The organism is Shewanella sp. MF05956, assembly GCF_059758055.1.
In genome coordinates this window covers 59,802-84,459 of sequence record NZ_JCAYNV010000007.1, presented here as the reverse complement: position 1 = coordinate 84,459, position 24,658 = coordinate 59,802, and the positions used below count along the sequence as shown (strand labels likewise).

Sequence of the window (24,658 nt, the reverse complement as noted above, 5' to 3'; positions counted from 1 at the left end):
CACCGTTATTTGTATTTTGCTAATTCTAGGCGCGACACCATGGCCATGTGCACTTCATCGGGGCCGTCAGCTAAGCGTAAACTGCGTGCCATAGTGGCAAAACCGGCCAATGGCGAGTCATGATTCATCCCTGCACCGCCATAGAGTTGAATGGCCATATCAACCACTTGGGTTAACATATTGGGTACAACCACTTTTATCGCAGAGATATCCGTCATGGCGTGCTTTACACCCAGATTATCTATTTTCCACGCGGCATTAAGGGTTAATAATCGTGCTTGTTCAATGCTCATACGGGCTTGAGCAATTCGCTCTAAATTTCCCCCAAGCTTTATAATGGGCTGGCCGAAGGCCACGCGAGATAATCCGCGTTCAATTGCTAAGGCTAAAGCGCGTTCTGCGGCGCCGATAGCTCGCATACAATGGTGAATTCGCCCAGGACCTAAACGACCTTGTGCAATTTCAAAACCTTTTCCGAGTCCCATTATGACATTGCTTTTAGGTACACGAACATTAACGAGCTCCATTTCACCGTGTCCATAAGGCGCATCGTAGTCGCCATAAGCGGTTAACATCCGAGTGATATTGACACCAGGAGTATTGATAGGCACTAATACCATACTGTGACGTTGATGCTTAGGTGCATCTGGATGAGATAGCCCCATAAATATCATGACATTACTGTTTGGATGACCTAATCCCGTTGACCACCATTTTCGGCCATTAACGATAACATCGTCGCCATCTTCAATGATGGTTGCCTGCATGTTTGTGGCATCAGATGACGCTACATCAGGTTCTGTCATGGCAAACACTGAACGAATATCTCCAGCAAGTAGAGGTGTGAGAAATTGTTTTTGCTGTTGTTCATCCCCAAAGTGATAGAGCACTTCCATATTGCCAGTGTCGGGTGCATTACAGTTAAAAATTTCAGGTGCTAAAATAGAACGCCCCATTTCTTCTGCTAATGGTGCGTATTCAACACAGGTTAAACCTTGGCCGAGAGTGGCGTCGGGTAAAAACAAATTCCATAATCCAGCCGTTTTCGCTTGTGCTTTTAGTGCTTCTATTTGAGGTAATAACTGCCATTGAGTCCAATCACTACTGTGATTAATGCGTCTGTTTTCGGCGAGTAACTCTGCTTCTACAGGTAAAATCTGCTCATCTATAAACAATTTCACTTTCGCTAAATATTGTTGTGATTTTTCTGTAGCGTAAATATTCATCTTTATACCTTTGTATTCTTAGTCTAAAAGCCACTAATAATGTGATCTGTTAAGCATATGTTGTCAGCATAACGTAGTAATCAATATGAATGAAATGAAAAAATATGTTAGCTTGTGATGAATAATACTCATAGTATTGGCATGACACATTAGTTTTTATTCTTGAGGTTAATATGGCGGATACAAAAGCAATTCAACAACTTGATTTAAATCTACTGAAGATTTTTGAAGCGCTGTACTTTGAGCAGAATATGACAACGGCAGCGAAATCGCTATTTGTTACACCATCTGCGGTCAGTCACGCCATAAAGCGCTTACGTTTAGTATTAAATGACCCATTATTTGTACGTCAAGGTCAGCAAATGCAACCCACAGCAGCTTGCCAACGTATGGCGCCACAATTGATTAATGCGTTGAATCGTATTCGAGAGGTGTTGCAACAATGCGGCGAATTTGACCCATTAACAACAGAGCAAACATTCACCATTGCTATTCATGAAGCATTAGAAAGCCAAATTATGCCGGCGCTTATTAATCACGTTGCTGAGTTAATCCCGCAAGCTAACATTGCCAGTATTGCACTCTCTAGAGAGCACATAGCACGTCAACTTGCCAATGGTGAGGTTGATTTAGCCATTGATGTTGCACGAGCAGTCAATGCTCCTTTAATGCACACACAATTAGTGTCGGATCCATTTTGTGTACTCATTGATCCGCAACATCATCTTTGCAACAACGGCACTTTAACCCAGGAAGATTATTTGCTGGCGCAACACGTTGCGGTGTCAAGTCGTCCGACAGGCAGAGTGATGGAAGATTTATTGCTGCAGCAACAAGGGATTAATCGACACATTAAATACCGATGTCAAACCTATCAAACAGCAGTCAAAATAGTCAGTAACACGGCACTGATGCTAACGTTACCACGTTCAATTGCTTTACAGTTTTTGGACTCTGATTTAAAAGTAATCCAGATACCATTTGCATTAACCGACATCGATACCCATTTATATTGGCACAGTAATACTCAGTCAGATCATGCGCTTATCTGGCTTCGGCAACAAATTGAAATCGCAGTCGAACGATCAAATTTAGTTAGCGTTGAAAATGAATAATGAATACTATTTCGCAGTAAGAAGTTTAAATGCACACCAAACATATACATATAGACAAGAAAAGACTTAGCTATCGTTAGTATTAACGCATGTCAGAACGAAGATTTGCCGATGATATGTGTAATGTGTTTGCTTAATATATTTGGCCAATAAATAAGTTAACCGTGATGTTGTTTGTTGGTCTTGCTCCAAGCTAAACGAAAAGAGGTGGTATTTAATAAAAACATGAGCTTAGCGTGTGCCATGACCAGCCGGCGGGTAAAAATAAACTGACTGTTGAGACTTTACCTCTAAGTCATTCTTTTCCATAAATAGTCCGTCATGTTTAGTTATTCATTTTGCCATTGAGTACTGAACTTTAATCTACCTTATTGCATGCTAGCTAAAATCCAGTCCCTGCATCACTTCTGTTTGCAAGCCAATGCGAATAGCTTAAAAAATATCCTGTTGTGAACATTCAGATATCGCCACATTATCCGATAAAAACTAACCACCTTGATTGACAAAAAGACACTTAAGCGCAACAGTGATTAATGCTTAAACAATATGCGTGTTAAAGAAACAATTGTGTTAATTGATCCATAAAAATAATTATAAATCACAAAGAGATGGTGCATGTATGAATACGTTTAATCAGTTGTTCCGTAAGACAACCATCGCCAATAGGCTAATGGGCATGTTGGCATTAGCCATTATTGCTACTGTGATCGTGTTTTGGTTCTCACTAAATAGAGTCGAGTCTGTTTTAGTGGGGGAAAAAGAGGCCAAGTTGCATGCGCTTGTTGATGCAGCGGTGACCATTGCGGATAAATTTTACCAAGATAGCCAATCAAATCTGTTAACTGAATCCGCAGCTAAAGCGATGGCATTAGCTGCTATTGATAAACTTCGTTATTCGGGCAATGAATATTATTTTAGTATTGATACCCAAGGCACCATGATCCAACATGCATTTGCCAAACAATTAGTTAATACCACGGTAAGAGGAATGAAAGATCCTAACGGAGTGGCTTTATTTGAATTGATGATACAAGGCACTGAAAACCAGGATGCTGTTCGTGTTGATTATATGTGGAATAAACCTCAGCAAGAACAACCCAGCCCTAAAATGTCTCTAGTTAAGCGTTTTAGACCCTGGGGATGGATTATTGGGACAGGGATTTATGTTGATGATATTCAAACGGATAAACAACAATTTATTAGTGATTATTTACTATTACTTGTGTTGGTTTGGTTACCTGTTATTGCGTTGTTATATTTTATCATTCGCAGTGTTTCAGTCCCAATGCGAGAAACTATTAACGCATTTGAAAACATCGCCAAAGGTGAAGGAGACTTAACATTACGTCTATCAGAAGAGGGCGATGATGAGTTGAAGCAAATCGCCCATCATTTCAACGTATTTACCAGCAAAATTCAAAAGGTCATTAAATCAGTCGGTGAGTCAGTCAACGAATCGGGCCGATTAGCAAAGGAAATGGCTATTGTTGCCGAAAAGGCTAATCAAATATCAGTTAATGTGCAAGCTGAGACAGAAAATGTCGCCACGGCGATTAACCAAATGTCGATGACGGCGGCAGAGGTTGCATCAAATGCTAAGTTGGCAGCAGACAGCACACATGAAGCAGACAGTGAAGCTGATATCTCAGCGGATGTGGTCGATAAGGCAATGAAAAAAATTACTGAATTATCAAATGAACTTATCTCAACAGAGGAAGTGGCAAAAGGGCTGCAAGTCAGTTCTAGCAAAATTGGCCAGATATTAGATGTGATAGTAGGCATTGCTGATCAAACTAATTTATTGGCTTTAAATGCTGCAATTGAGGCAGCCAGAGCAGGTGAGGCAGGTCGAGGCTTTGCCGTTGTCGCAGATGAGGTTCGTACACTGGCAAGTCGTACTCAGGCATCAACCAATGAAATCAACCAAATTATTGATGCTATTCGCACAGCCATTAATTCCGTAAATGCCTCTGTGGCTCGTGCTAAAACCAAATCAACCGAGACTGTGAATGATACCCAACAAGTGGTGGGTGCCCTGAGTAATATAAAATCATCTATTGGACAGATTTCACAAATGAACATTCAAATTGCGACCGCGACTGAAGAGCAACATGCAGTGATTGCTGAACTCAATATGAATATCACCCGCATTAGCGATATGTCGTTAGACAACAGAACGCAAAATGAACAGATCAATAAAAGCAGTATGGCTATTGAACGGGGATCAGAGCGACTTGATACTCTTATTGAGCAATTTAAAGTCTAAATAAGATTGCTAATTGAAGGGGTTTATCTGTTTTCCTACATGAAGGGTAAGTCGTCAACGTTGTTAATTTGACGACTTAAATAATCTCAATAACAGGTTAATGATTATTGAGATAGCTGTACCATAATATTAATGACGTCTTGATATGAAATATTATATTGACGAGATAAATTAATGATTTTGGTTTTATAGGTTTGGATATATTCTTGTTTAACCAGATTCGATTGTTTCTGCTCTACAATCTCATTGACAGATTCTTGTAAAATCAATAAACGTCGCAAGCTGTAATCTAACGAATTGATGTATGCCGACATCTGTTGCTTATTACGGGCATTTTCAAGATTTGAAGTCGTGCGTTGTTCAAAATCTAATTCATCAAACGCATTCATCATTTGTTGTAAATTTAAATCGTTGCTCATAAGTATGATTGTCTACGCTATTTTTTAGGATTATATTCATATTTGATGATTAAGTCACCTTTCGCATTGTTAAATTGTGTAAAAAGCATTCATTAGATTATCGATAATTAACAAAAGTTGTTGAATTGCATAATTATCAGTAACCTAAGGTTTTGATTCTCAAGGAGGACTCATGTTAGATCTATTACCTGATTTATTTGATCATTATCCTGAACAATTGACTTTATTGTCTTCGCCGTGGCGCTCCTTTGGCGCAAAGCCGATATTTTTTGGTGAGGTGGTAACGGTTAAATGTTTTGAAGATAATTCAATGGTTAAATCTGAGCTCGCAAAACCGGGCCATGGCAAAGTTTTAGTCGTAGATGGTGGTGGTTCAACTCGGCGTGCATTGCTGGGCGACATGATAGCCCTTAATGCATATAACAACGGATGGGAAGGCATTATCATCAATGGATGCGTACGTGATGCAGGTGCAATCAGTGCAATGCAAATTGGTGTGCAGGCATTAGGGACTAATCCGATTAAAACAGACAAGAAAGATGTTGGCGAAGTCAATGTTACTATCGATATAGCGGGTGTCAGCGTTGTACCTGGCATGATGATTTATGCCGATCTCAATGGTATTGCCGTGAGTCAGCAGTCGTTAGATTTGTCTATTTTACAATAGAAAAAATACAGACAAGGAAGCAACAATGAAAGTAGTAAAGTGGTTATTAGCAATTGCGCTAACACTCGTTGTAGGCATTACCGTCTACTTAACAATGTTTTTTGACCTTAATCATTTTAAGCCACAAATTGTCGACGCCGTGAAAAAACAAACGGGTCGCGATTTAGTCATAACAGATGATCTTAGTTGGAGTGTCTTTCCTTCATTAGGGATTAAACTGGGCGGTATTTCACTTTCTAACCCAGAAAATTTTACCCCCGCATCCATGTTAGATGTAAACGAAGCTGTGGCTAATGTGGCGCTAATGCCTTTATTTAGTCAGCAAATTGAAGTGGATTTATTAACACTCGATGGCTTAACGTTAAATTTAGTCACTCAGAAAAATGGTCAAACCAGCTTTGATGGCTTATCGGGTGATGGCTTAACTGATGACGCAGCAAAGACGCCTGCAACAACTCAACCCAGTGACGCACAAGCAATAGCGTTACAAACATTAGATATCGGCGGAATTGAACTCACCAATACTAATATCAACTTAATTGATATGGCGAGCAATACCACTCAAACATTCAGTTTAAAAAGCTTTACATTAGGGCAATTCAGTTTAGGGCAATTTGCTGATTTTGCTTATGAGTTTTCTGTTACTTTACCAGACATGTCTGTAGCATCTTCGGGTCAAGGTCAGCTTAAAATTGACCAAATGTTAAAGCATATTACGATTAATGATTTTACCATGAGCCATTCTGCGCAAGGCGACAGTTTACCCAACAAGTCGGTGAGTGCTGAAATGATAACTCAAATGGTCATGGCGTTAGAGACTAAAACTGTTGAGTTACAGCTCACAAAACTTGCGGCAATGGATATTGCCGCCACCGGTGACATAAAAGTCAATTACGCAAACAGTATTCCTAAGATTGCGATGACCTTAGATGTCGGTGACATTGATGTTGATGCACTCTTTCCTAAACAAGAAAGCCAAGCAGAAAATAGCACTAGTGACACTGCAACAGTGCCAAGTGCCGAGCCGGATTTGTCTGCGCTTAACACAATTGATTTAAGCGTAAAACTGACGGCAAAGTCGATTAAAGTCAGTAATATGCTGACACAAAATTGGCAGTTAACTATGGCTGTTAAAAAAGGTGTGCTAACGCTGTCGTCATTAACGGCCGATTTGTATGAGGGTAAGCTCGCGTTGAGTGCCAAACTCGATGGCCGCAAATCTGTACCTACTTATCAATTTGATAAGAAGCTAACAGGGGTAAACATTAGACCATTATTAATGGATGCTGCTGAAATTGATTTACTTTCTGGTCAAGCGAGTTTCGAAGTCAAAGGCAGTGGTGCAAGTTTGATCCCCGATAACTTGAAAAAGAATCTTGATGCAGTAGGTCAATTTGAAGTTGCCGACGGCTCGCTTTATGGCGTTAACATTCCGCAAATGATCCGCAGCGCTCAACAAAAGCTAAAAGGCGATTTATCTGCCGACAGTAAAGAAGAGTTGAAAACCGATTTTACCAGTTTAACTGGTAGCTTCACCATGAAAGACGCCGTAGTGACCAATCCAGATTTAGCGATGGCAGCTCCCTTGATCCGCTTAAAAGGAAAGGGGACTGCGAATATTGCCTCTGAAGCGTTAGATTACACATTAACCACCAGTGTTGTCGGCTCGCTATCTGGGCAAGGTGATGCGGTTGATGAGTCTCTTAAAGGGGTTGATATCCCCTTAACCATTAAAGGGACGTTCCAAAAACCTAAATTTGGTATTGATACTAAAGCGTTATTGGAAGGCCAATTTAAAGATGAAGCAGATAAAGCCAAAGAAAAACTCAAAGAGGGTTTGTTTAAAAAGCTGGGTATTTAATCCAGTGATTCAATGCGAGAAGCTTAAGTCACAGTGATTTAAAGGTAAGAGACAAATGACTAGGAATTTATTCCTAGTCATAGTAAATAAAATAGTCGTTACAAATAAATAGTGACTACAAACAAAAACGGACAAGTGATAACTTGTCCGTATTTTATTGCGTATTTACTAATAGCAATTAGCTGTTAGTTACGATCAATTTCAAGATTTGCCCTGGTTGGATCAGCTTACTGTTTTGTAAACTGTTCCACTCAATTAACTCTGCAACGGTCACATTATATTTCGTTGCAATACGTGCTAATGAATCACCAGACTGAACTCGGTAGTTGACCGTTTTCTCTTTAGTGGCATTGTTGACAGCCACTTCGTTAGGGTAAATAACCAGATTTTTGCCCACTGACAATGTTGATTGCTGCTTAAGATTATTCCACTTCATTAATTGTGCTACGGATACTTGCTGAGATTGAGCAATTTTCCATAATGAATCGCCAGACTTAATGGTGTAAGCCTGTTTATTCGGGCTCGATTTAATCACAGCCTTACGAGCAAGGATCTGATCAGCTGTCATGGTCGCTAAATCAGGATCTTTTGCCGCAACAGGGATAATAAGGAATCTGCCGGCAACAATATTGTTACCTTTAATACCGTTACTGCTGCGAATTAACGTCGCCGTTGTTTCAAACTGATCAGCAATGCGGCTAATACTGTCGCCTGATTTAATTTTATAGCGTACCCAGTTAATCCGTGAGTCAGGCTCAACAGTGGCTAATGCACGTTTAAAGCTAGCGGCTTTGTCGCTCGGTACAACGAGCTGATGTGGGCCTTGTGGCGCAGTGGCCCAACGCTTTAAACCTGGATTAATCGCTTTTAAATCGACTATGTCGATTTGAGCTAAGTCAGCGGCTAAATTAATGTCGAGCTGACTTTCAATATTCACCACTTCAATTTGTGGTGAATTTGCAATAGGGGTTAAGGTAATACCATATTTATCGGCATGCTTAATCACATCTGCTAGTGCAAGTAATTGCGGTACATAATGTGCGGTTTCTTTTGGTAATGATAAAGACCAAAAATCAGCTGGCTTGCCTCGGTTTTGGTTATGCTTCACGGCATTTAACACGCGGCCTTCACCTGAGTTGTAAGCTGCGATGGTATAAAACCAGTTATTGTCCATTTTAGGATACAGGTATTGCAATAGATCAAGCGCAGCTTTAGTCGATGATGCCACATCTTGTCGCCCGTCATACCACCAGTTGGTTTTAACCCCAAATGATTGTGCCGTAGGCGGTGTTAATTGCCATAAACCTGAAGCATGGCCGCTAGAATAGGCTAAAGGGTCAAAACCACTTTCAACGATAGGCAGTAAAGCCAGTTCAATAGGGAGTTTACGCGCTTCGAGTTGTTCAACAATGTAATATAAGAAAGGACCAGCACGTTGAGTTACAATTTCTAAATGCTTTGGGTTGTCTAAATACCATTGTCGATATTGGGCTACCAGCGCATTGTCGGTAACGGGAAGCTGCATTTTATTGCTGATCCGCAACCATAAGTTATTAACTTCGGCAACTTGCTCTTCTATTTCATCGAGGGTAACGGTTGCAGATTTTTTGCTTTTAGCTTTGATAGCAACACTGTGTTGGTCATTGTCTGATTGCGGCTCAGTGGACTGGAGCGTCTGGCACCCCGTTACCGCCAATAAGCTGCCGGCAATAATGAATAAATTTACGTTCATTGAAGATACACTTCCTCAAGTTCTCAGGCCTTAAAATAAGGATCGAACACACCAAATGCCTATGAGACTCTTTTGGTCATGCTTTAGTTCAGTTTTGCATTGTAGATTAAATCATTTGGCTTGTCTTATTAAAGTGTTTTCATGTTCATCTAAAACTGGTTTTTCCATTCTCTTAATAAAGTAAATGTCTGAATTTCATCAATATTCACAATGTTATAATGGTTCGAAATTGCGACTTGTGTCTCATTTAGATGACAACGTAAGAAAGGGTTTATCGCTTTTTCTGTCGCGATTGTGCTAGGGATAGTGGGGATGTTTCGTGAGCGTAATTGGTCTACTTTTGCCGCGTATTCGTTCAATTTATGATTGTGTGGGGTCACGTGTTGAGCGAAATCGAGATTAGCACGAGTATATTCGTGAGCACAAAATACTTGAGTGTTGTCAGGCAAGTTGGCAAGCATTTTCAACGATTGCAGCATTTGAGTTGGTGTACCTTCAAATAATCGACCGCAGCCACCACTGAATAACGTGTCACCACAAAATAGCTTGTTATCAATATAATATGCGATATGGCCTAACGTATGACCCGGAACCGCCATCACTCTTGTTGCCCCTAAGTGAGGGATATCAATTGTTGATACCGCGTCGAGGGTCAGTGGCATAGTGAGCCCATTAATACGCTCATTACTTGGGCCGTAAACTTCAAGTTTGTGATCAAAATATTCTTGCAGTTGCTTAATACCGCCGGTGTGATCACTGTGGTGATGAGTGATTAAAATACCCACTAAATTTAATTCTGTGGTAGCCAAATAGTCGATAACGCTTGTGGCGCAACCGGGGTCAACGACGTAAGCGTCAAGGCTGTCAGTGTGATGCACTAACCAAAGGTAGTTATCATTAAAAGCGGGAATGGTATGAACGTTAAGCATAATCTGGCTCGAGTGATATTGAATTATCTGTTAGGGTAACGGATAAAACCGAATCACATCAAGTGCAACGCTGTGAAAGTCGGTAAGGTCATTGGGATTGAGGAGTGAGACGTGGCAAACTCAAAGTTAGTACCACAACATTGGCATGACTTACCATTTGGCGAAATATTGCAAGCCGAGATTGAAGCGGCCCTTGCGCCTTGGTGGCCGCGTATCTTTGGTTATCATTTATTAAAGGTGGGTGCGCTCAGTAGTCAAATCAACAGTTTACATTGTTCTATTGCTCGTCACTTTTCATTGTTTGACGGTCATGACGCCAATATACAAGCGGATCCACATTATCTGCCATTACAACAAAACGCTATTGATGCTGTGGTAAGTTGCTTTTTACTCGAGTTTGAACAAAATCCTTATCAAATTTTACGTGAGTTTGATCGTGTACTCATTAATAGTGGCTATGTATTCATTGTCGGATTTAACCCGGTAAGTCCGATTTTTGCTGGGAAAATCTTACCTAAGTACCAAAGTAACATTCCGTGGAATGGACAGTTTTTTATGCCTTCACGGGTCAAGGATTGGCTGGGTTTATTAGGATATCAAGTGCTGGCAGACGAGCGTTTAATGCACCATTCATTATTAGGGCCGGTTGGCCGTCAGGCAGAGCATCAACCATGGTGGCAAAAAAGTTTAGCCCATTGGTTACCCAGCACAGGTAGTGTTTATGTGATTGTGGCTCGTAAACTTACAGTACCGTTTACGCCAATTAAAGATAAATCTAAAATTAGCGCACCTAATTGGTCTACCGCCCCGAGTGCCGGACGTACCGGTTTGTCAAAAACCAAATAACATACAAAGATGTTGATGAGTGAGGATGAATACTCACTTTTTAAATCCGAGATGACTATTCAGCCTGGTAACCTTCGTCGATTTGTTTGGGTTTTGCTTCTGCGGCTTTTCTGGCTAGAGTATCGCAACGTTCGTTTTCTACATGCCCAGCGTGACCTTTAACCCAACGCCAATCTATAGTGTGTTGTTGGCTTACCGTATCTAAGCGTTTCCATAAGTCGACATTTTTAACCGGTTGCTTGGTTGACGTTATCCAACCTTTCTTTTTCCAACCATGGATCCAAGATGTGATACCTTGGCGCATGTATTGGCTGTCGCTGGTTAAGATAATATTACAAGGTTCAAATAACGCTTCAAGTGCGATGATGGGGGCAAGTAATTCCATGCGATTATTGGTGGTAAGGGCAAAGCCGTCGGCTATTTCATGCGTTTGATGTTGATATTTCATTACCACGCCATAGCCGCCAGGACCCGGGTTGCCTAAACAAGATCCATCAGTAAAAATATACAGCTGTTTGAGTTCGGCCATCAAGTTGTTACCATAGCAAAATATTCGCGCCAGTATACTCAATTTAACTAGGGGCGAGGGCTTAAAGAGTAAAAATTATGAACATTATTTCAAGTGCAAGTCGTCAAGTCATTCTCGATACCGAAACCACAGGTATGAACCAAGCGGGTGGCCCTATTTATGTTGGGCACAGGATCATTGAAATCGGTTGTGTCGAAGTGATAAATCGCCGTTTAACGGGCAGGACGTATCACCAATACATCAATCCAGGCCAATCAATCGATCCCGAGGCCATTGAGGTTCACGGCATTACCAATGAACGCGTGGCCAATGAGCCGCGGTTTCATCAAATTGCATCAGAATTTATCAACTTTATTGACGGCGCTGAGATTGTTGCACATAACGCAAACTTTGATGTGAGCTTTATGGACCATGAGTTTTCAAAACTCAATCCAATCGGGCCGAAAACCAAAGACATTTGCAGTATTTTAGACAGCTTAGCCATTGCCAAGCGATTACATCCAGGGCAAAAGAACAACCTTGATGCCTTATGCCGTCGTTATGGTATTGATAATGGCCGTCGAACCTATCATGGCGCGTTACTCGATGCTGAAATCCTGGCTGACGTTTACTTAATTATGACTGGCGGACAAATTAAGTTTAATTTGTCTAATGAAAAAGCGGGTCAAGAAGGTGGCGGGATAAAAAAGATCGACACATCCGCGTTTAACCTTAAAGTCGTCGGGGCATCGGCCGATGAAATAGTATTACACGAACAACGACTTGACCTCATTGCCAAGTCTGGAAAATGTCTCTGGAGAGGGTAAACCCACCTTTATGACTGTTAGCCTTTCACGTAGCGCCACCATTGCTTGTTTTCTATTGCTATGCCCTATTATGGCGTGGCAATCTTCTGCGTTCGCAGCACCGGTTAAAGCCTCACAAGCTGCAGAGCTTAAGAATCGATTTCGTATTGATTATATGGTGGATAACCTAACCTTGGTTATCCAACGAGATTATGGCTCCGCGCCGGTCGTAGTGGTGCTACCCGATGGCAGTAAATGGTATTCAAATCGCCACCCACAATCGGTAAAGTGGGTTGATGGTATCGCTGCTGACATGCTCCACATAGAAAAACCAATGGCGGGCCCATGGCAGTTACTCGGGCAAGTTACCGAAGGTTCTACTATTCAGAAACTCTCTAAACTCGACATTGAAGTGCAACCTTTACCGCAACCGCTGTTTCAAGGTGAACGTCTCAAAGTGACAGCGCGCCTTTTGGGCGACAACTTAACCATGAGAATGCCCGGATTGGAATACATGGTTGAGTGGACCTCGCGTTTTACCAGCCAGCATATCGTGGGTGATGACAATTTTGCGACAGGCACCATTATTGTTGGTGCCTACAAAGATAATGGTGAAGATTTAGACGAAGCCCCAGATGATGGTGTCTTCACAGGGGCTCAAAACTTAGAACAACCCAGTGGGCATTATATATTAAACGTCTCAGCACGTAATAACGTGTTTGAACGTGAGTTTGTGATGCCATTTGAGTTGTCTAAACAGCCCATAAAAGCAGAAATGGTGCCCAACAACGATCCGTTAAAAGGCATTTGGCAAATCCAGTTGTCCGTAGATGAAACTCAAGTCTTGCTTGCAGAAACTCATTTTGAATTTGAATTAGTTGGCCCCGCCGGGTTACAACTACCAATAATTTTGCAAGAACTCACCAGCGCTGATCAAATTTTATATTTACCGAAAGTGACTGAATTTGGTAGCTACCGAGTGAAGGGGACTGTGGTGTCTACCGCGGTAGGTGGACGTGAAATTGTATTGAATTTACCTGAGATGTTTTTCAATTTAATTGAGCCACCAAAGCCTGGCCCAACAGCTGAGGAACTCGCAGAGCAAGCTGCAGTGCAAGCGGCGATTGAAGAGCAACTCGCTAAAGATGATGCGATATTTTGGATTGTTACCGTTAATGGTGTGCTATTCCTGTTTGGGATTGTAGGCATTATTGTGTGGCGTAAAAGACAAGCGTTAGCGAAAGCGATGGCGGCGGCAGAAGAGCGTTTAAAGCAAAATCCACCTAAAGAAGATAAACCCCCCGAGAATGAACTTGAAAGCCTAGATTTGGACGACATTGATTTAACCATGCCAGATGATAAAAGTTAATTGATTATTTTTAACGTCGATTAATACTTGAATGTGGTCCTTATACCATTGCGCATTAATAAGTGACCACTCAGAATGCATCCAGCGGTTTTTGATTAAGGCGTCGCTATGTAGTAATGGTTGTTCCCTTTCAAATAGCGAGAACGCAAAGCAAAAGCCGCTGGGGCATTCCTTTCAGGCGAGTTTTAAAAGGGCTTACACTGCGTTGCATGACTTCGAAAGAGAACAACTATTCATTCAGTCATACGCCTTGTTTAAGCCCTTTTAAATTCTCGCTGAGAGATCATTTACTAACGCGCAATGGTATTAAATACAATAATTGTGCATTTTTTAGCTAAACGAGTTAAAACCGTTAAAAAATAGTTGACGATTAATTATCACAACTTTATTATTCAACGCACTTGTGTGGAGCGGTAGTTCAGTTGGTTAGAATACCGGCCTGTCACGCCGGGGGTCGCGGGTTCGAGTCCCGTCCGCTCCGCCATTCAAGTGACTGTTTACATTTAATAAAATTAATTTTATGCGATTGTTTTTTCAAGTTTAATTTTATTAAGTGTAAGCAAACCGTTTTGGAGCGGTAGTTCAGTTGGTTAGAATACCGGCCTGTCACGCCGGGGGTCGCGGGTTCGAGTCCCGTCCGCTCCGCCAAATAGATAAGCCCTTACAGCAATGTAAGGGCTTTTTTATTCTTTTTAATTTCCAGCATCTTCAACATTCGATCACGACACTGGTCGCGAGTTCACTCATTCAAGGTCAGCGTCCGCTGTGTCAAATAGATAAGCCCTCACAGCAATTTAAGGGCTTTTTTATTATTTTTAATTTCCAGCATCTTCAACATCTTCAACATTCGATCACGACACTGGTCGCGAGTTCACTCATTCAAGGTCAGCGTCCGCTCCGCCAAATAGATAAGCCCTTACAGCAATGTAAGGGCTTTTTATTCTTTTTAATTTCCAGCATCTTCAACATCTTCAACATTCGACCATGGCGCACTGGTCGCGAGTTCACTCATTCAAGGTCAGCGTCCGCTCCGCCAAATAGATAAGCCCTTACAGTAATGTAAGGGCTTTTTATTCAATTATGTGTTTATGTCAGTAAAGAAAAACAATGATCCCTAGGCTGGGTAGGTCGCGTTAAAACGCATAGTTGACGCTGAGCTCTACTGAACGGCCGGCGCCATTCATTTGGGGGAAACCTTGGGTGTTATCTTGCTTATATTGCGCAATACTCACCCCACCTAAAGGCAGTTGGTAATATTCATCAAGTAAGTTGTTTACTGCCAGAGTCATGGTTGCACCTTGCCATTCAATACTGCTTGAGATGTTCAGTAGTGAATAACTGTCAGTGGTGTTTTCAAGGCGATTATTGTCGACCCGATCTTTTGTCGCCACCCATTGCCAGCTAATACTATTGTTCCAATCACCACGTTGATGCTGAAGTGTTAACTCGCTCTGTAATGGTTTGATTTGATATAGAGGCGTATGGGTATCGTTTCTTTTGCCATGAGTGGCACTGATATTGGCTGCAACAACCCACTTACCATTATCGTTTTCTGTTAACAGGTAACTCGCATCTGCGCGCGAGCCATAAATTGTCGCATCGACATTGGTAAATTGTAAAATATTACGGCGGTTTAGCTCGATGCTCGTGCTATTAACGCTACCAATAACATCAGCATCAATATAGTCATTGATATCGCTATACCAGGCGGTAACTGAGGCCGTGAAATCAGTTTGCACTAATGTATATGCGGCGCTAAGAGTGCGAGCCGTTTCATGGTTTAAATCGGGATTACCTACATAGCCATTAGCATCGCCATACCAACCTATCATGGTTGTCGCCATCGTACTTTGGCCCCAGCTGTAGCGTTCATATAAGTTTGGTGCCCGGCCTTTTTGAGCTAAACCAAATTCGATGATTTCGGTATCGCTTAATTGATATCGTGCTAATAATGTGGCATCAATAATATGGTCATGTCGTGGTCGATAAAGCTGATTAAATTCATCTGCTGCCAACGCATTAACGTTACTCATACCCATCATACTCATGCTGTTATAAGGTTGCACTTCACCAGTAGTGGTCGTGACATATTCATAGCGAACACCCGCTGTTATCCACCATTGTGTATTTAGCGTTTGTTGCCATTCTCCGTAAACCGCAGCGCGTTTGCGTTTACCATCATTAATATTGACGTAATCATTTGGGCCCATCATGGATGAGCCTTCAATAGCAGGCCAGGTATCATCAAGTTGATACAGATAATATTCTTGTCCAAGCAATAACGTACTGTCATTACTCATAGGGAGTTGCCAATGCAATTGGTAACTAAAATCTTTACCTGTGGTTTCCATCGGCATCATGCCGGTTTTTTCTGGCGTGAAGAAACCCATATCATGTTCGACACTGTGCCAATTCGCTTGTGCACTAAATTGACCTTCATTTTCAAGTGCTAATTGATAACGCAGTATTGCACCATAACTGTCGTTGTTGGTCATATCCATATACTGATTGGCGAACCCCTGATATGGAATATGTTGATGGGTTAATTTAATGGCAAGTTGTTGGGTATCATCTTGCCATGCTGCAATTAAGGCATGGTTTTGTGCTTGATATAGCGTGTCTAACACGGTGTCGCCATTACCATCGGTATAACTATTGGCGTCTTCAAAAGCGCCTTGGTAGCTAAAACTCAGTGCTTTACTGGCGACGGTGGCATTGACACTGGCTAAGCTGGTATCGCTAACACTTCGATAACCTGCAGACACATTACCGCTATGCCATGTAAGTTGGTCTGTTAAGGAAAACTCTGGGTTAAAACTATTGATTTTAATCACACCGGCAATGTTATCTCCACCGGCACTGACCGGCGACACACCTGCAACCACTTGGGCTGAGGTAATTTGACTTGCTGCCACGTAAGATAGTGGTGGATTCATGTGATTGGCACATGATGAAGTAATGTCATTGCCGTCGATAAGCACTTTAATGCGATCGCCCATCATGCCATTCAAAATCGGTAAGGCTGAAACACCGCCCGCTTGTGAAAACTCAACACCTTGTTTTGTGAGCAAGCGTTCCGCTGAACCTAATAAATCTTTATCACCGTTTTGTTGACCGTGGACTTCAACTCTTTCAATGTCTGAATATGTGTCTTGTGTTGATGGCTGTGCTGCAACAGGTGCAGACAACACTACCATTATGGCGAAAGATATTGATGAGTAAGCAGTGTTAATATTATGATTAGATTTAATGCTTTGTGTTTTTAATGTGGTCAAAATCATCACCGTATTTATTATATTGTAAATTAGGATGAATATATTTCATCGCTATTTTTTGCATTAGAAAATTATAACCTACTAATAAATCTATGGAATGCGACATATTGTCGCATCTAAAATGATGACTTTTCGCAGTGTGAATCAGCTTGTGTGAACTCAGCCGCAGCGTCATGGTTTTGGATATGACTGCTCTGTTTTAGAGTGAATAAAGTGAAATACGTGCGAAATTTAATGCTTGTTTTTTTATTGTAAGCTTGCCTATACTGCGGGACATCTTGTCGGAGTGCCATTATGGCTGAGACCGTTTATTCGGGATCCGTTGAACCTGATCAGGCTAGAACCTGCGAAGGAAACAAGCGTAATAATCGTTTTTATTACGGCATCATGTTGATAATTTAGCGTTTTGGTTGATGGTTTTTTCACAGCCATTTATTCACTTAACCTAAGCCTAAATCGATACAGACAGTGTCATTGTAATGATTGATTATTTATATGCGTCACAATCTTTTTGTGGCCATAGCTTTGCTCAACACCTCTCCTGACAAGCAACTCTACTCTTAAAATGAGGTTGCTAATGTCACATTCAAACCGTCGTCAGACACGAGCGAAAGCTCAACAATTTATCGATACCCTAAAACCATTACAACACCCAAATTCTGAAAAAGTCTATCTGCAAGGCAGCCGTCCCGATCTGCTGGTGGCCATGAGGCAAATCCATCAAGCCAGCACTCGAACGGGTGGCACAGATAAGCATCCTATCACTGAGACAAACCCTGCCATTATGGTTTATGACTGCGCAGGGCCTTATTCCGATCCCCATGCTGATATTGATGTCCGTCGTGGTTTAGCTCCATTACGTCTAGCCTGGATAACAGAGCGTCAAGATACTGAGCAATTAACCCATGCAAGTTCTGGCTTTACTCAGCAACGTTTAGCTGATGATGGTTTAGACCATTTACGATTTGACGGACTTAATGCGCCACGACGGGCCACAGTCGGCAAACGCGTCACGCAAATGCACTACGCTAGGCAAGGGATTATTACCCCAGAAATGGAATACATTGCCATTCGTGAAAATATGGCGCGCGCCGATGTGCATGATAGCGTACTCACACAACACGCTCCCGGTGAAGCGTTTGGGGCGCACATTGGCCAACTGATTACCCCTGAGTTCGTGCGTGATGAAGTGGCAAGAGGCAGAGCAATTATTCCGCTTAATATTAATCATCCAGAAGCTGAACCTATGATCATAGGGCGTAATTTTTTGGTTAAAGTGAATGCCAATATTGGGAATTCAGCCGTAACGTCATCGATTGAAGAAGAAGTAGAGAAGTTAGTGTGGTCAACGCGTTGGGGCGCCGACACTGTAATGGACTTATCCACGGGGCGTTATATTCATGAAACCCGCGAGTGGATCATTCGTAATTCTCCTGTGCCTATTGGTACCGTGCCTATTTATCAAGCGCTTGAGAAGGTTAATGGGGTTGCTGAGGATCTTAATTGGGAAATATTTCGCGACACACTCATAGAGCAAGCTGAGCAGGGAGTTGATTACTTTACCATCCATGCCGGCGTGTTATTACGCTATGTGCCGATGACGGCCAAGCGTCTAACGGGCATTGTCTCTCGTGGTGGTTCCATTATGGCAAAGTGGTGCTTAAGCCATCACAAAGAAAGTTTTTTGTATGAACACTTTGAAGATATTTGCCAAATTTGTGCCCAATACGATGTGTCGTTATCGCTTGGTGATGGTATGCGCCCAGGCTCTATTGCTGATGCCAATGATGAAGCGCAATTTGCTGAGTTAGCCACCCTAGGTGAGTTAGTCAAAATAGCCTGGCAATATGATGTGCAGACCATAATCGAGGGTCCCGGCCATGTGCCGATGCAACTGATTAAAGTCAATATGGAAAAACAGCTTAGTCTGTGCGACGAGGCACCATTTTACACATTAGGCCCACAAACAACGGATATTGCTCCCGGTTACGATCACTTCACATCTGGTATTGGTGCGGCAATGATGGCGTGGTATGGCGTGGCGATGTTGTGTTATGTCACTCCAAAAGAGCATTTAGGTTTACCCAATAAAGACGATGTAAAACAAGGGCTAATTGCTTACAAAATTGCAGCTCATGCCGCGGATGTTGCCAAAGGGCATCCCGGGGCACAAGTGCGTGACAATGCGTTATCTAAGGCGCGCTTTGAGTTTCGTTGGGAAGATCAATATAACCTAGGCTTAGATCCTGACACCGCACGTGCGTATCACGATGAATCCCTACCGCAAGAATCAGCAAAAGTGGCTCACTTTTGCTCTATGTGCGGGCCTAAATTTTGTTCAATGAAAATCACCCAGGAAGTGCGTGATTACGCTAAATCTCTTGAAGATGCTAACACTCATGCCAAAGTGCAACACATTGAATTAACCACGGCGACTGATTATAACACCTTGGCAATGAAGCAAAAATCGGCTGAATTTAAAGCATCGGGTTCGGCTATTTATCATGAAGTCGCTGCTGCAAAGGCTAAAGAAGGGGTGGAGTAATGGCGACAAGTACGCACGCTAAAATCGATAACCTTATGCCAAAACCCATTGTTTGGACCATTGCGGGTTCTGACAGTGGCGGCGGCGCGGGTATACAAGCTGACCTACTGACAATGCACGATCTTCAATGCCATGGTTGCAGCGTGATTAGCAGCATTACTGCGCAAAATAGTGTGAATGTGACTCTCGTTGAAGCCGTTTCTGAGCAGATGTTAATTACGCAGTTAGATACTTTATGGGCTGATTTAACGCCGGTTGCGATTAAAATTGGCTTATTGGCCAATCAACAACAAATCGATATCGTTGCAAAATGGTTATCGCGATTAAGCCGGCTTTGCACATTACCTTTTGTAGTTCTCGACCCTGTGATGGTAGCCAGCAGTGGCGCGCAATTTTGTCAGCAAGCTATCAATTTTACGCCATTTGCTGGCTTAATCAGCTTGCTCACACCAAATCAGCATGAATTGTTTCGTTTAAGCTCGACATTATTATTGGAAAATACCAATCCAAGTAATGCAGATCTCAGTAATAAAAAGCCTAGGCATAGAGATTCTAGTCACACATTAACAAATCAACAAACTTCCGATACCAATACCGATAGCAACACAGATAACGATGAACTGAGCATGATAATGGCGGCTAAATGGCTTGCTAATCATTATCGTTGTCATGTACTAGCTAAAGGTGGCGATGCTGCTTGGCAACAGCAGCTAGCCACAGATGTTTATGTGACACGTAGTGTGGCGGGGGCGAGCCACATTCATGATAATCAAGTGTTTAAACTCACCAGCCCCAGAGTGAATACTAACAATAATCATGGCAGCGGTTGTACGCTGTCATCGGCAGTAGCGTGTTTTGTTGCGCATCAATTTTTGATTCATGACGCGATTGTGTTGGCAAAAGCTTATGTCAATAAAGGTTTAAGTGACAGTTATGCTATTGGCGCAGGGCCTGGCGTATTGGCACGTTCAGGCTGGCCTAACGAATTAAGTGTGATGCCGACCATTACAAACGTTGAGGATAATAGTGCTTATCGTAGCAATAAAGCCTTTCGGCCTGTGGTGACGCCATTAGGTGTTTACCCCGTGCTGGACTCGTTATCACAGTTGCACTCGGTTCTCGAGGCTGGGTGCCGTACCGTGCAGTTTAGAGTTAAATTATCTCAACCTATTACCGAGTTAACGTTACAGGCATTAGAGCAAAATATTATTGATGCAATTACTCTAGGTCGCGATTTTAACGCGCAACTGTTTATCAATGATCACTGGCAATTAGCCATAAAACACCGTGCATTTGGGGTGCATCTTGGCCAGGAAGATTTAGCCAGTGCAAATCTGGAGGCAATAGCTGAGGCAGGTTTAGCCTTAGGTATATCGAGTCATAGCTATTTTGAGGCGTTGTTAGCCCACCAATGTAAACCGTCTTATATCGCATTAGGTCATATTTATCCTACCACAACCAAGCAAATGCCATCAGCGCCTCAAGGGGTGACTAAATTAACGCATTATGTGAATTTGTTGGGCAAACATTATCCCACTGTAGCCATTGGCGGCGTTGATGTTGAGCGTCTTGAGCGACTGGCGAGCAGTAAAGTGGGGGATGTTGCTGTTGTCAGAGCGATAACTCAAGCGAGTCATCCCAGTGAGGCATATCGTTTAATGCATCAACGTTGGCTGCAACTCACTCGAGGCCATCAAGTGCCTAAGGTTATGAGTGCGCTTAAGGAGGCGATATGAAAGCGTTAACGGACAAGCAATATCGACAGTATTCGCGCACCATGTTGCTTAACGACATTGGTGAAACAGGGCTGTTGGCGATTATAAATAGTCAGGTGGCCATTATTGGTTTGGGTGGACTCGGTCAGCTGGTGGTGCAATATCTTGCAGCTGCAGGCGTTAAGCACTTTATGCTAGTCGACCATGATGTGGTGGCGCTCGATAATTTACCAAGACAATTATTATACAGTGAGGCCGATATTGGTCAGCATAAAGTCAGTGTCGCCAAACGCACATTGAGTCGTTTGTACTCAGATGTCTATGTCAATGCGATTACCGATAAGTTAACCGAAACTAACGTTATTGAGTTTACCAAGTACTTAGATACCGACACATTGGTGTTTGATTGCACCGATAATTTAGTTGCTCGTCATGTGATTAATCAGCTTTGTGTTACTCAAGGTTTAACCCTTATTAGCGCGGCGATCAGTGCGTATCAAGGACAATTATTCTGTATCGATTTTGGCGCTAAATTAACGCATGAGAAGCAATATGGTTGTTATCGCTGTTTATACCCTGAAGATATCGACATTAAGCAAACCTGTTCGCAGCAAGGTGTACTTGGGCCAGCGGTCGGGGTTATGGCCAGTATGCAAGCGTTAGTCGGTTTGCAGCATATCTGCAATACCTTCACTCAGTACGGCATTTTACAGCGCTTTGATGCGTTAACGCTACAGTGGCATCAAGCCAAAATGAACCGTGATCTGCAATGTACATTATGCCAACAGCCGCAATTGCAGGAGTACGCAAATGAATGCTAATCAACCATCTCAATCTATCAATGTGATGATCAACGGCGTTGCAGAAACGTTGGAGGGGCACGTGACAATCTCAGAACTGTTGATATTAAAGCAGCTGCCGATTAACGCCATCGCTGTCGTGGTTAATGATGAAGTGCTACCGCGCAGCCGCTGGAACCATGTTATGTGTCAGCATGATGACTCTATTTGTGTGTTTTCTGCTGTGGCAGGAGGGTAACTATGTTAACGATTTCCGGTCATCAATTTACCTCTCGGTTATTTACTGGAACAGGTAAGTTTAGTCATCAAGACATTATGTTAGCCGCAATCGCGCAGTCTCAATCACAGTTGGTGACATTAGCGATGAAACGCATTGATTTACATGCTAACCACGACAACCTGTTAGCGCCATTGCAATCATTAGGGGTGAAATTACTGCCCAACACGGCAGGGGCTCGCAATGCCAAAGAAGCCATTTTTGCGGCGCATTTAGCCTATGAGATGCTCGGCACTAAATGGATAAAATTGGAAATCCATCCCGATCCTAAATATTTGATGCCCGATCCTATTGAAACATTACTAGCAGCAAAGCAGTTATGCGATGACGGTTTTGTGGTGCTGCCTTATGTGCATGCAGACCCTGTGTTGTGTCGACGTCTTGAAGATGTTGGCTGCGCAGCGGTTATGCCATTGGGTAGCCCAATTGGAAGTAATCAAGGGCTGGCAACAGAAACCTTTTTAAACATTATTATTGAGCAGGCACAAGTGCCGGTGATTATTGATGCTGGTATTGGCTCACCTTCTCAAGCATGCCGCGCAATGGAAATGGGCGCCGATGCTGTATTAGTTAACACCGCGATTGCCAGCAGTGCCCAACCTGAAAAAATGGCTCAATGTTTTGCTCAAGCTGTTATCGCGGGTCGACAAGCATACGAAGCGGGACTTGGGCATGTCAATCGTCAAGCTTTAGCGACCAGTCCTCTAACAGGCTTTTTGGGGCTCAATGTATGACATCATTTGTTGATGAATTTGTAACACTCAATGCCGATGCAATGTCACTGAAACTTTATTCAACGACAGCGCAAGATGTTGAGCGAGCACTATTACAGCCCACGGGTAATTTATCGAGTTTAATGGCGCTATTATCACCAGCGGCAATGGCCTATTTAGAACCCATGGCACAACAAGCCGCGGCATTAACGCGACAACGCTTTGGTGCTAACCTTGGTTTGTTTTTACCTTTGTATGTATCGAACTTATGTGCAAATGAATGTGATTATTGCGGCTTTAGCATGAGTAACAAAGTTAAGCGTAAAACATTGAGCCAAGATGAATTAAATCAAGAGATGGCTATTATTAAGCAACGTGGCTTCGATTCAGTATTGTTGGTGTCTGGCGAGCATGAAACCAAAGTCGGTATCGATTATTTTGCAGCCATTTTACCGCAGGTTAAAGCCAAGTTTAGTCACGTGGCTATGGAAGTGCAGCCACTTGAAACGGTTCATTATCAGCGTTTGGCTAAGCTTGGTCTCGATTCAGTCATGGTGTACCAGGAAACGTACCGGCCGCACACCTATGCTCAACATCATACTCGGGGTAAGAAACAAGATTTTAACTATCGATTAGCCACAGCCGACCGAATTGCTAAGGCGGGTATTGATAAAATAGGGTTAGGGGTGCTACTAGGCCTTGATGATTGGCGTCTTGATGCACTCTTTATGGGACATCACTTACAGTATCTCGAACAAACCTATTGGCGCACTCGATACAGTATTTCATTGCCAAGACTTCGGCCTTGCACCGGAGGTATTACACCCAAAGTCGAGCTCAGTGATGCCGGTTTAGTTCAGCTTATCTGTGCCTTTAGATTATTTAATCCCCAAGTCGAAATTAGCTTATCGACTAGAGAACTAGCCAGTTTACGCGATAATTTATGGGCCTTGGGGATCACTCACTTAAGTGCAGGAAGCTCGACGCAACCAGGAGGGTATTTGAACCCTAGCACCCAGCTCGATCAATTTGAAATCAGTGATGATCGCTCAGTTGAACAAGTTGTTTATCGGCTTAAACAGCTTGGTTTCAATCCCTTATGGAAAGATTGGGAGATGGCCTGGATAAATCAATAACTCACTCTGTTTGTTATGCTTAAAAACTGTACATTTATGGGTGTTTACGCCATAATAATTATTAGTTATTTTACGACTTAATTGTCACTTTTTATTTTAGCTTTAGGCTAAAATTGATACAGTAACAATACATCTTTAGATTACGGTTAATAGCCAGGAGCGTATTATGCAAGTTCAATCAGCGTATGCATCAGGTATGCAGGGATTGCAAAGTGCACAACAAGGTTTAGCGCAAGCAACCACGTCTGTGGCGATACCTGATCAACAAAAACCCGCAGTCCCAACATCAACTCAAGATACTGTTACCTTAAGTTCGCAAGCGGTAACAGCTAATGATCAGACTTCTGCATTAATTTCGGCTACTGAATCGGTAAATCAAGGGCAAGCTTCTGCCAAAGTCATTGAAGCTGCATCTGAAACGATTGGTAGTTTGATTGATATCGAAGTGTAACA

Annotated in this window: 20 protein-coding genes, 2 tRNA genes and 1 riboswitch; of the genes, 16 read left to right on the top strand and 6 right to left on the bottom strand. The window is 42.5% G+C overall.

The window, feature by feature from the left end:
• Positions 1-5 precede the first annotated feature (5 nt).
• Positions 6-1,226 carry an acyl-CoA dehydrogenase family protein gene (locus tag AC19MX_RS09390; protein WP_432400196.1) on the bottom strand — a complete coding sequence of 407 codons (1,221 nt, stop codon included), beginning with the start codon at positions 1,224-1,226 and terminating at the stop codon, positions 6-8.
• A gap of 173 nt (positions 1,227-1,399) precedes the next feature.
• Between AC19MX_RS09390 and AC19MX_RS09385 the strand changes: the two genes are divergently transcribed.
• Positions 1,400-2,341, top strand: coding sequence for a LysR family transcriptional regulator (locus tag AC19MX_RS09385; protein ID WP_432400197.1), 942 nt, complete (start codon positions 1,400-1,402; stop codon positions 2,339-2,341).
• A gap of 619 nt (positions 2,342-2,960) precedes the next feature.
• Positions 2,961-4,607: a methyl-accepting chemotaxis protein gene (locus tag AC19MX_RS09380; protein ID WP_432400198.1), complete on the top strand. Its 1,647-nt coding sequence runs from the start codon at positions 2,961-2,963 to the stop codon at positions 4,605-4,607.
• A 104-nt stretch (positions 4,608-4,711) separates the two neighbouring features.
• On the opposite strand, the gene AC19MX_RS09375 is transcribed toward AC19MX_RS09380, so the two are convergent.
• Positions 4,712-5,026 carry a hypothetical protein gene (locus AC19MX_RS09375; RefSeq protein WP_432400199.1) on the bottom strand — a complete coding sequence of 105 codons (315 nt, stop codon included), beginning with the start codon at positions 5,024-5,026 and terminating at the stop codon, positions 4,712-4,714.
• A 172-nt stretch (positions 5,027-5,198) separates the two neighbouring features.
• On the opposite strand from AC19MX_RS09375, the gene AC19MX_RS09370 reads away from it, so the two are divergent.
• Both AC19MX_RS09370 and AC19MX_RS09365 read left to right on the top strand, forming a co-directional pair.
• The gene (locus tag AC19MX_RS09370) at positions 5,199-5,693 is read left to right on the top strand and encodes a putative 4-hydroxy-4-methyl-2-oxoglutarate aldolase (protein ID WP_432400200.1); all 495 of its coding nucleotides are present in this window, start codon (positions 5,199-5,201) and stop codon (positions 5,691-5,693) included.
• A 25-nt stretch (positions 5,694-5,718) separates the two neighbouring features.
• The gene (locus AC19MX_RS09365; RefSeq protein ID WP_432400201.1) at positions 5,719-7,554 is read left to right on the top strand and encodes an AsmA family protein; all 1,836 of its coding nucleotides are present in this window, start codon (positions 5,719-5,721) and stop codon (positions 7,552-7,554) included.
• Between the two features lie 178 nt (positions 7,555-7,732).
• Here AC19MX_RS09365 and AC19MX_RS09360 read toward each other — a convergent pair whose 3' ends face one another.
• Positions 7,733-9,286, bottom strand: a complete 1,554-nt coding sequence (locus AC19MX_RS09360) for a lytic transglycosylase (protein ID WP_432400202.1) — start codon at positions 9,284-9,286, stop codon at positions 7,733-7,735.
• Between the two features lie 149 nt (positions 9,287-9,435).
• Positions 9,436-10,215 (bottom strand): hydroxyacylglutathione hydrolase, encoded by a 780-nt coding sequence (gloB, locus tag AC19MX_RS09355; protein ID WP_432400203.1) that lies wholly within the window; start codon positions 10,213-10,215, stop codon positions 9,436-9,438.
• A gap of 111 nt (positions 10,216-10,326) precedes the next feature.
• Here gloB and AC19MX_RS09350 point away from each other — a divergent pair, with 111 nt between their 5' ends.
• Positions 10,327-11,061, top strand: coding sequence for a methyltransferase domain-containing protein (locus AC19MX_RS09350; RefSeq protein ID WP_432400204.1), 735 nt, complete (start codon positions 10,327-10,329; stop codon positions 11,059-11,061).
• Between the two features lie 55 nt (positions 11,062-11,116).
• Here AC19MX_RS09350 and rnhA read toward each other — a convergent pair whose 3' ends face one another.
• Positions 11,117-11,590 (bottom strand): ribonuclease HI, encoded by a 474-nt coding sequence (rnhA, locus tag AC19MX_RS09345; protein WP_432400205.1) that lies wholly within the window; start codon positions 11,588-11,590, stop codon positions 11,117-11,119.
• 77 nt (positions 11,591-11,667) lie between these two features.
• Here rnhA and dnaQ point away from each other — a divergent pair, with 77 nt between their 5' ends.
• From dnaQ to AC19MX_RS09325, 4 genes are all read left to right on the top strand, one after another.
• A complete protein-coding gene (dnaQ, locus tag AC19MX_RS09340) occupies positions 11,668-12,396 on the top strand; it encodes a DNA polymerase III subunit epsilon (protein WP_432400206.1) in 729 nt (242 codons plus the stop codon).
• Between the two features lie 70 nt (positions 12,397-12,466).
• Positions 12,467-13,744 carry a TIGR03503 family protein gene (locus AC19MX_RS09335; protein WP_432400353.1) on the top strand — a complete coding sequence of 426 codons (1,278 nt, stop codon included), beginning with the start codon at positions 12,467-12,469 and terminating at the stop codon, positions 13,742-13,744.
• Between the two features lie 407 nt (positions 13,745-14,151).
• Positions 14,152-14,228 (top strand) — tRNA-Asp (locus AC19MX_RS09330).
• Positions 14,229-14,315: 87 nt separating this feature from the next.
• Positions 14,316-14,392: transfer RNA gene (locus tag AC19MX_RS09325), tRNA-Asp, on the top strand.
• Positions 14,393-14,877: 485 nt separating this feature from the next.
• Here the strand turns inward: AC19MX_RS09325 and AC19MX_RS09320 are convergent.
• Positions 14,878-17,025, bottom strand: a complete 2,148-nt coding sequence (locus AC19MX_RS09320; protein WP_432400207.1) for a TonB-dependent receptor plug domain-containing protein — start codon at positions 17,023-17,025, stop codon at positions 14,878-14,880.
• Positions 17,026-17,291: 266 nt separating this feature from the next.
• A riboswitch (TPP riboswitch) is annotated at positions 17,292-17,391 on the top strand.
• Positions 17,392-17,596: 205 nt separating this feature from the next.
• On the opposite strand from AC19MX_RS09320, the gene thiC reads away from it, so the two are divergent.
• The 7 genes from thiC (at position 17,597) to AC19MX_RS09285 (ending at position 24,656) form a co-directional block, all read left to right on the top strand.
• On the top strand, positions 17,597-19,564 hold the full coding sequence (gene thiC, locus AC19MX_RS09315) for a phosphomethylpyrimidine synthase ThiC (RefSeq protein ID WP_432400209.1): 1,968 nt from the start codon (positions 17,597-17,599) through the stop codon (positions 19,562-19,564).
• A complete protein-coding gene (gene thiE, locus AC19MX_RS09310; RefSeq protein WP_432400210.1) occupies positions 19,564-21,300 on the top strand; it encodes a thiamine phosphate synthase in 1,737 nt (578 codons plus the stop codon). Before thiC ends, thiE begins: the two co-directional genes overlap by 1 nt.
• Positions 21,297-22,100 (top strand): HesA/MoeB/ThiF family protein, encoded by an 804-nt coding sequence (locus AC19MX_RS09305; protein WP_432400211.1) that lies wholly within the window; start codon positions 21,297-21,299, stop codon positions 22,098-22,100. Before thiE ends, AC19MX_RS09305 begins: the two co-directional genes overlap by 4 nt.
• On the top strand, positions 22,090-22,317 hold the full coding sequence (gene thiS / locus AC19MX_RS09300) for a sulfur carrier protein ThiS (protein WP_498297761.1): 228 nt from the start codon (positions 22,090-22,092) through the stop codon (positions 22,315-22,317). Before AC19MX_RS09305 ends, thiS begins: the two co-directional genes overlap by 11 nt.
• Positions 22,318-22,319: 2 nt before the next feature.
• On the top strand, positions 22,320-23,090 hold the full coding sequence (locus tag AC19MX_RS09295) for a thiazole synthase (protein ID WP_432400212.1): 771 nt from the start codon (positions 22,320-22,322) through the stop codon (positions 23,088-23,090).
• Complete coding sequence (gene thiH, locus AC19MX_RS09290) at positions 23,087-24,205, top strand: 2-iminoacetate synthase ThiH (protein ID WP_432400213.1); 1,119 nt, start codon at positions 23,087-23,089, stop codon at positions 24,203-24,205. The genes AC19MX_RS09295 and thiH overlap by 4 nt, the downstream gene beginning before the upstream one ends.
• A 166-nt stretch (positions 24,206-24,371) precedes the next feature.
• Positions 24,372-24,656 carry a chemotaxis protein gene (locus tag AC19MX_RS09285; RefSeq protein WP_432400214.1) on the top strand — a complete coding sequence of 95 codons (285 nt, stop codon included), beginning with the start codon at positions 24,372-24,374 and terminating at the stop codon, positions 24,654-24,656.
• Positions 24,657-24,658: the final 2 nt, after the last annotated feature.

Excerpts from the sequence above, each read along its gene's own strand:
- AC19MX_RS09335 (WP_432400353.1), top strand. The coding sequence starts at position 12,467 with ATGGCGTGGCAATCTTCTGCGTTCGCAGCACCGGTTAAAGCCTCACAA.
- thiH (WP_432400213.1), top strand. The coding sequence starts at position 23,087 with ATGACATCATTTGTTGATGAATTTGTAACACTCAATGCCGATGCAATG.
- rnhA (WP_432400205.1), bottom strand. The coding sequence starts at position 11,590 with ATGGCCGAACTCAAACAGCTGTATATTTTTACTGATGGATCTTGTTTA.
- AC19MX_RS09370 (WP_432400200.1), top strand. The coding sequence starts at position 5,199 with ATGTTAGATCTATTACCTGATTTATTTGATCATTATCCTGAACAATTG.
- AC19MX_RS09285 (WP_432400214.1), top strand. The coding sequence starts at position 24,372 with ATGCAAGTTCAATCAGCGTATGCATCAGGTATGCAGGGATTGCAAAGT.
- AC19MX_RS09390 (WP_432400196.1), bottom strand. The coding sequence starts at position 1,226 with ATGAATATTTACGCTACAGAAAAATCACAACAATATTTAGCGAAAGTG.
- AC19MX_RS09365 (WP_432400201.1), top strand. The coding sequence starts at position 5,719 with ATGAAAGTAGTAAAGTGGTTATTAGCAATTGCGCTAACACTCGTTGTA.
- AC19MX_RS09375 (WP_432400199.1), bottom strand. The coding sequence starts at position 5,026 with ATGAGCAACGATTTAAATTTACAACAAATGATGAATGCGTTTGATGAA.
- AC19MX_RS09385 (WP_432400197.1), top strand. The coding sequence starts at position 1,400 with ATGGCGGATACAAAAGCAATTCAACAACTTGATTTAAATCTACTGAAG.
- AC19MX_RS09360 (WP_432400202.1), bottom strand. The coding sequence starts at position 9,286 with ATGAACGTAAATTTATTCATTATTGCCGGCAGCTTATTGGCGGTAACG.
- AC19MX_RS09295 (WP_432400212.1), top strand. The coding sequence starts at position 22,320 with ATGTTAACGATTTCCGGTCATCAATTTACCTCTCGGTTATTTACTGGA.
- gloB (WP_432400203.1), bottom strand. The coding sequence starts at position 10,215 with ATGCTTAACGTTCATACCATTCCCGCTTTTAATGATAACTACCTTTGG.
- AC19MX_RS09320 (WP_432400207.1), bottom strand. The coding sequence starts at position 17,025 with ATGATTTTGACCACATTAAAAACACAAAGCATTAAATCTAATCATAAT.
- AC19MX_RS09380 (WP_432400198.1), top strand. The coding sequence starts at position 2,961 with ATGAATACGTTTAATCAGTTGTTCCGTAAGACAACCATCGCCAATAGG.
- AC19MX_RS09305 (WP_432400211.1), top strand. The coding sequence starts at position 21,297 with ATGAAAGCGTTAACGGACAAGCAATATCGACAGTATTCGCGCACCATG.
- thiE (WP_432400210.1), top strand. The coding sequence starts at position 19,564 with ATGGCGACAAGTACGCACGCTAAAATCGATAACCTTATGCCAAAACCC.
- thiS (WP_498297761.1), top strand. The coding sequence starts at position 22,090 with ATGAATGCTAATCAACCATCTCAATCTATCAATGTGATGATCAACGGC.
- dnaQ (WP_432400206.1), top strand. The coding sequence starts at position 11,668 with ATGAACATTATTTCAAGTGCAAGTCGTCAAGTCATTCTCGATACCGAA.
- thiC (WP_432400209.1), top strand. The coding sequence starts at position 17,597 with ATGTCACATTCAAACCGTCGTCAGACACGAGCGAAAGCTCAACAATTT.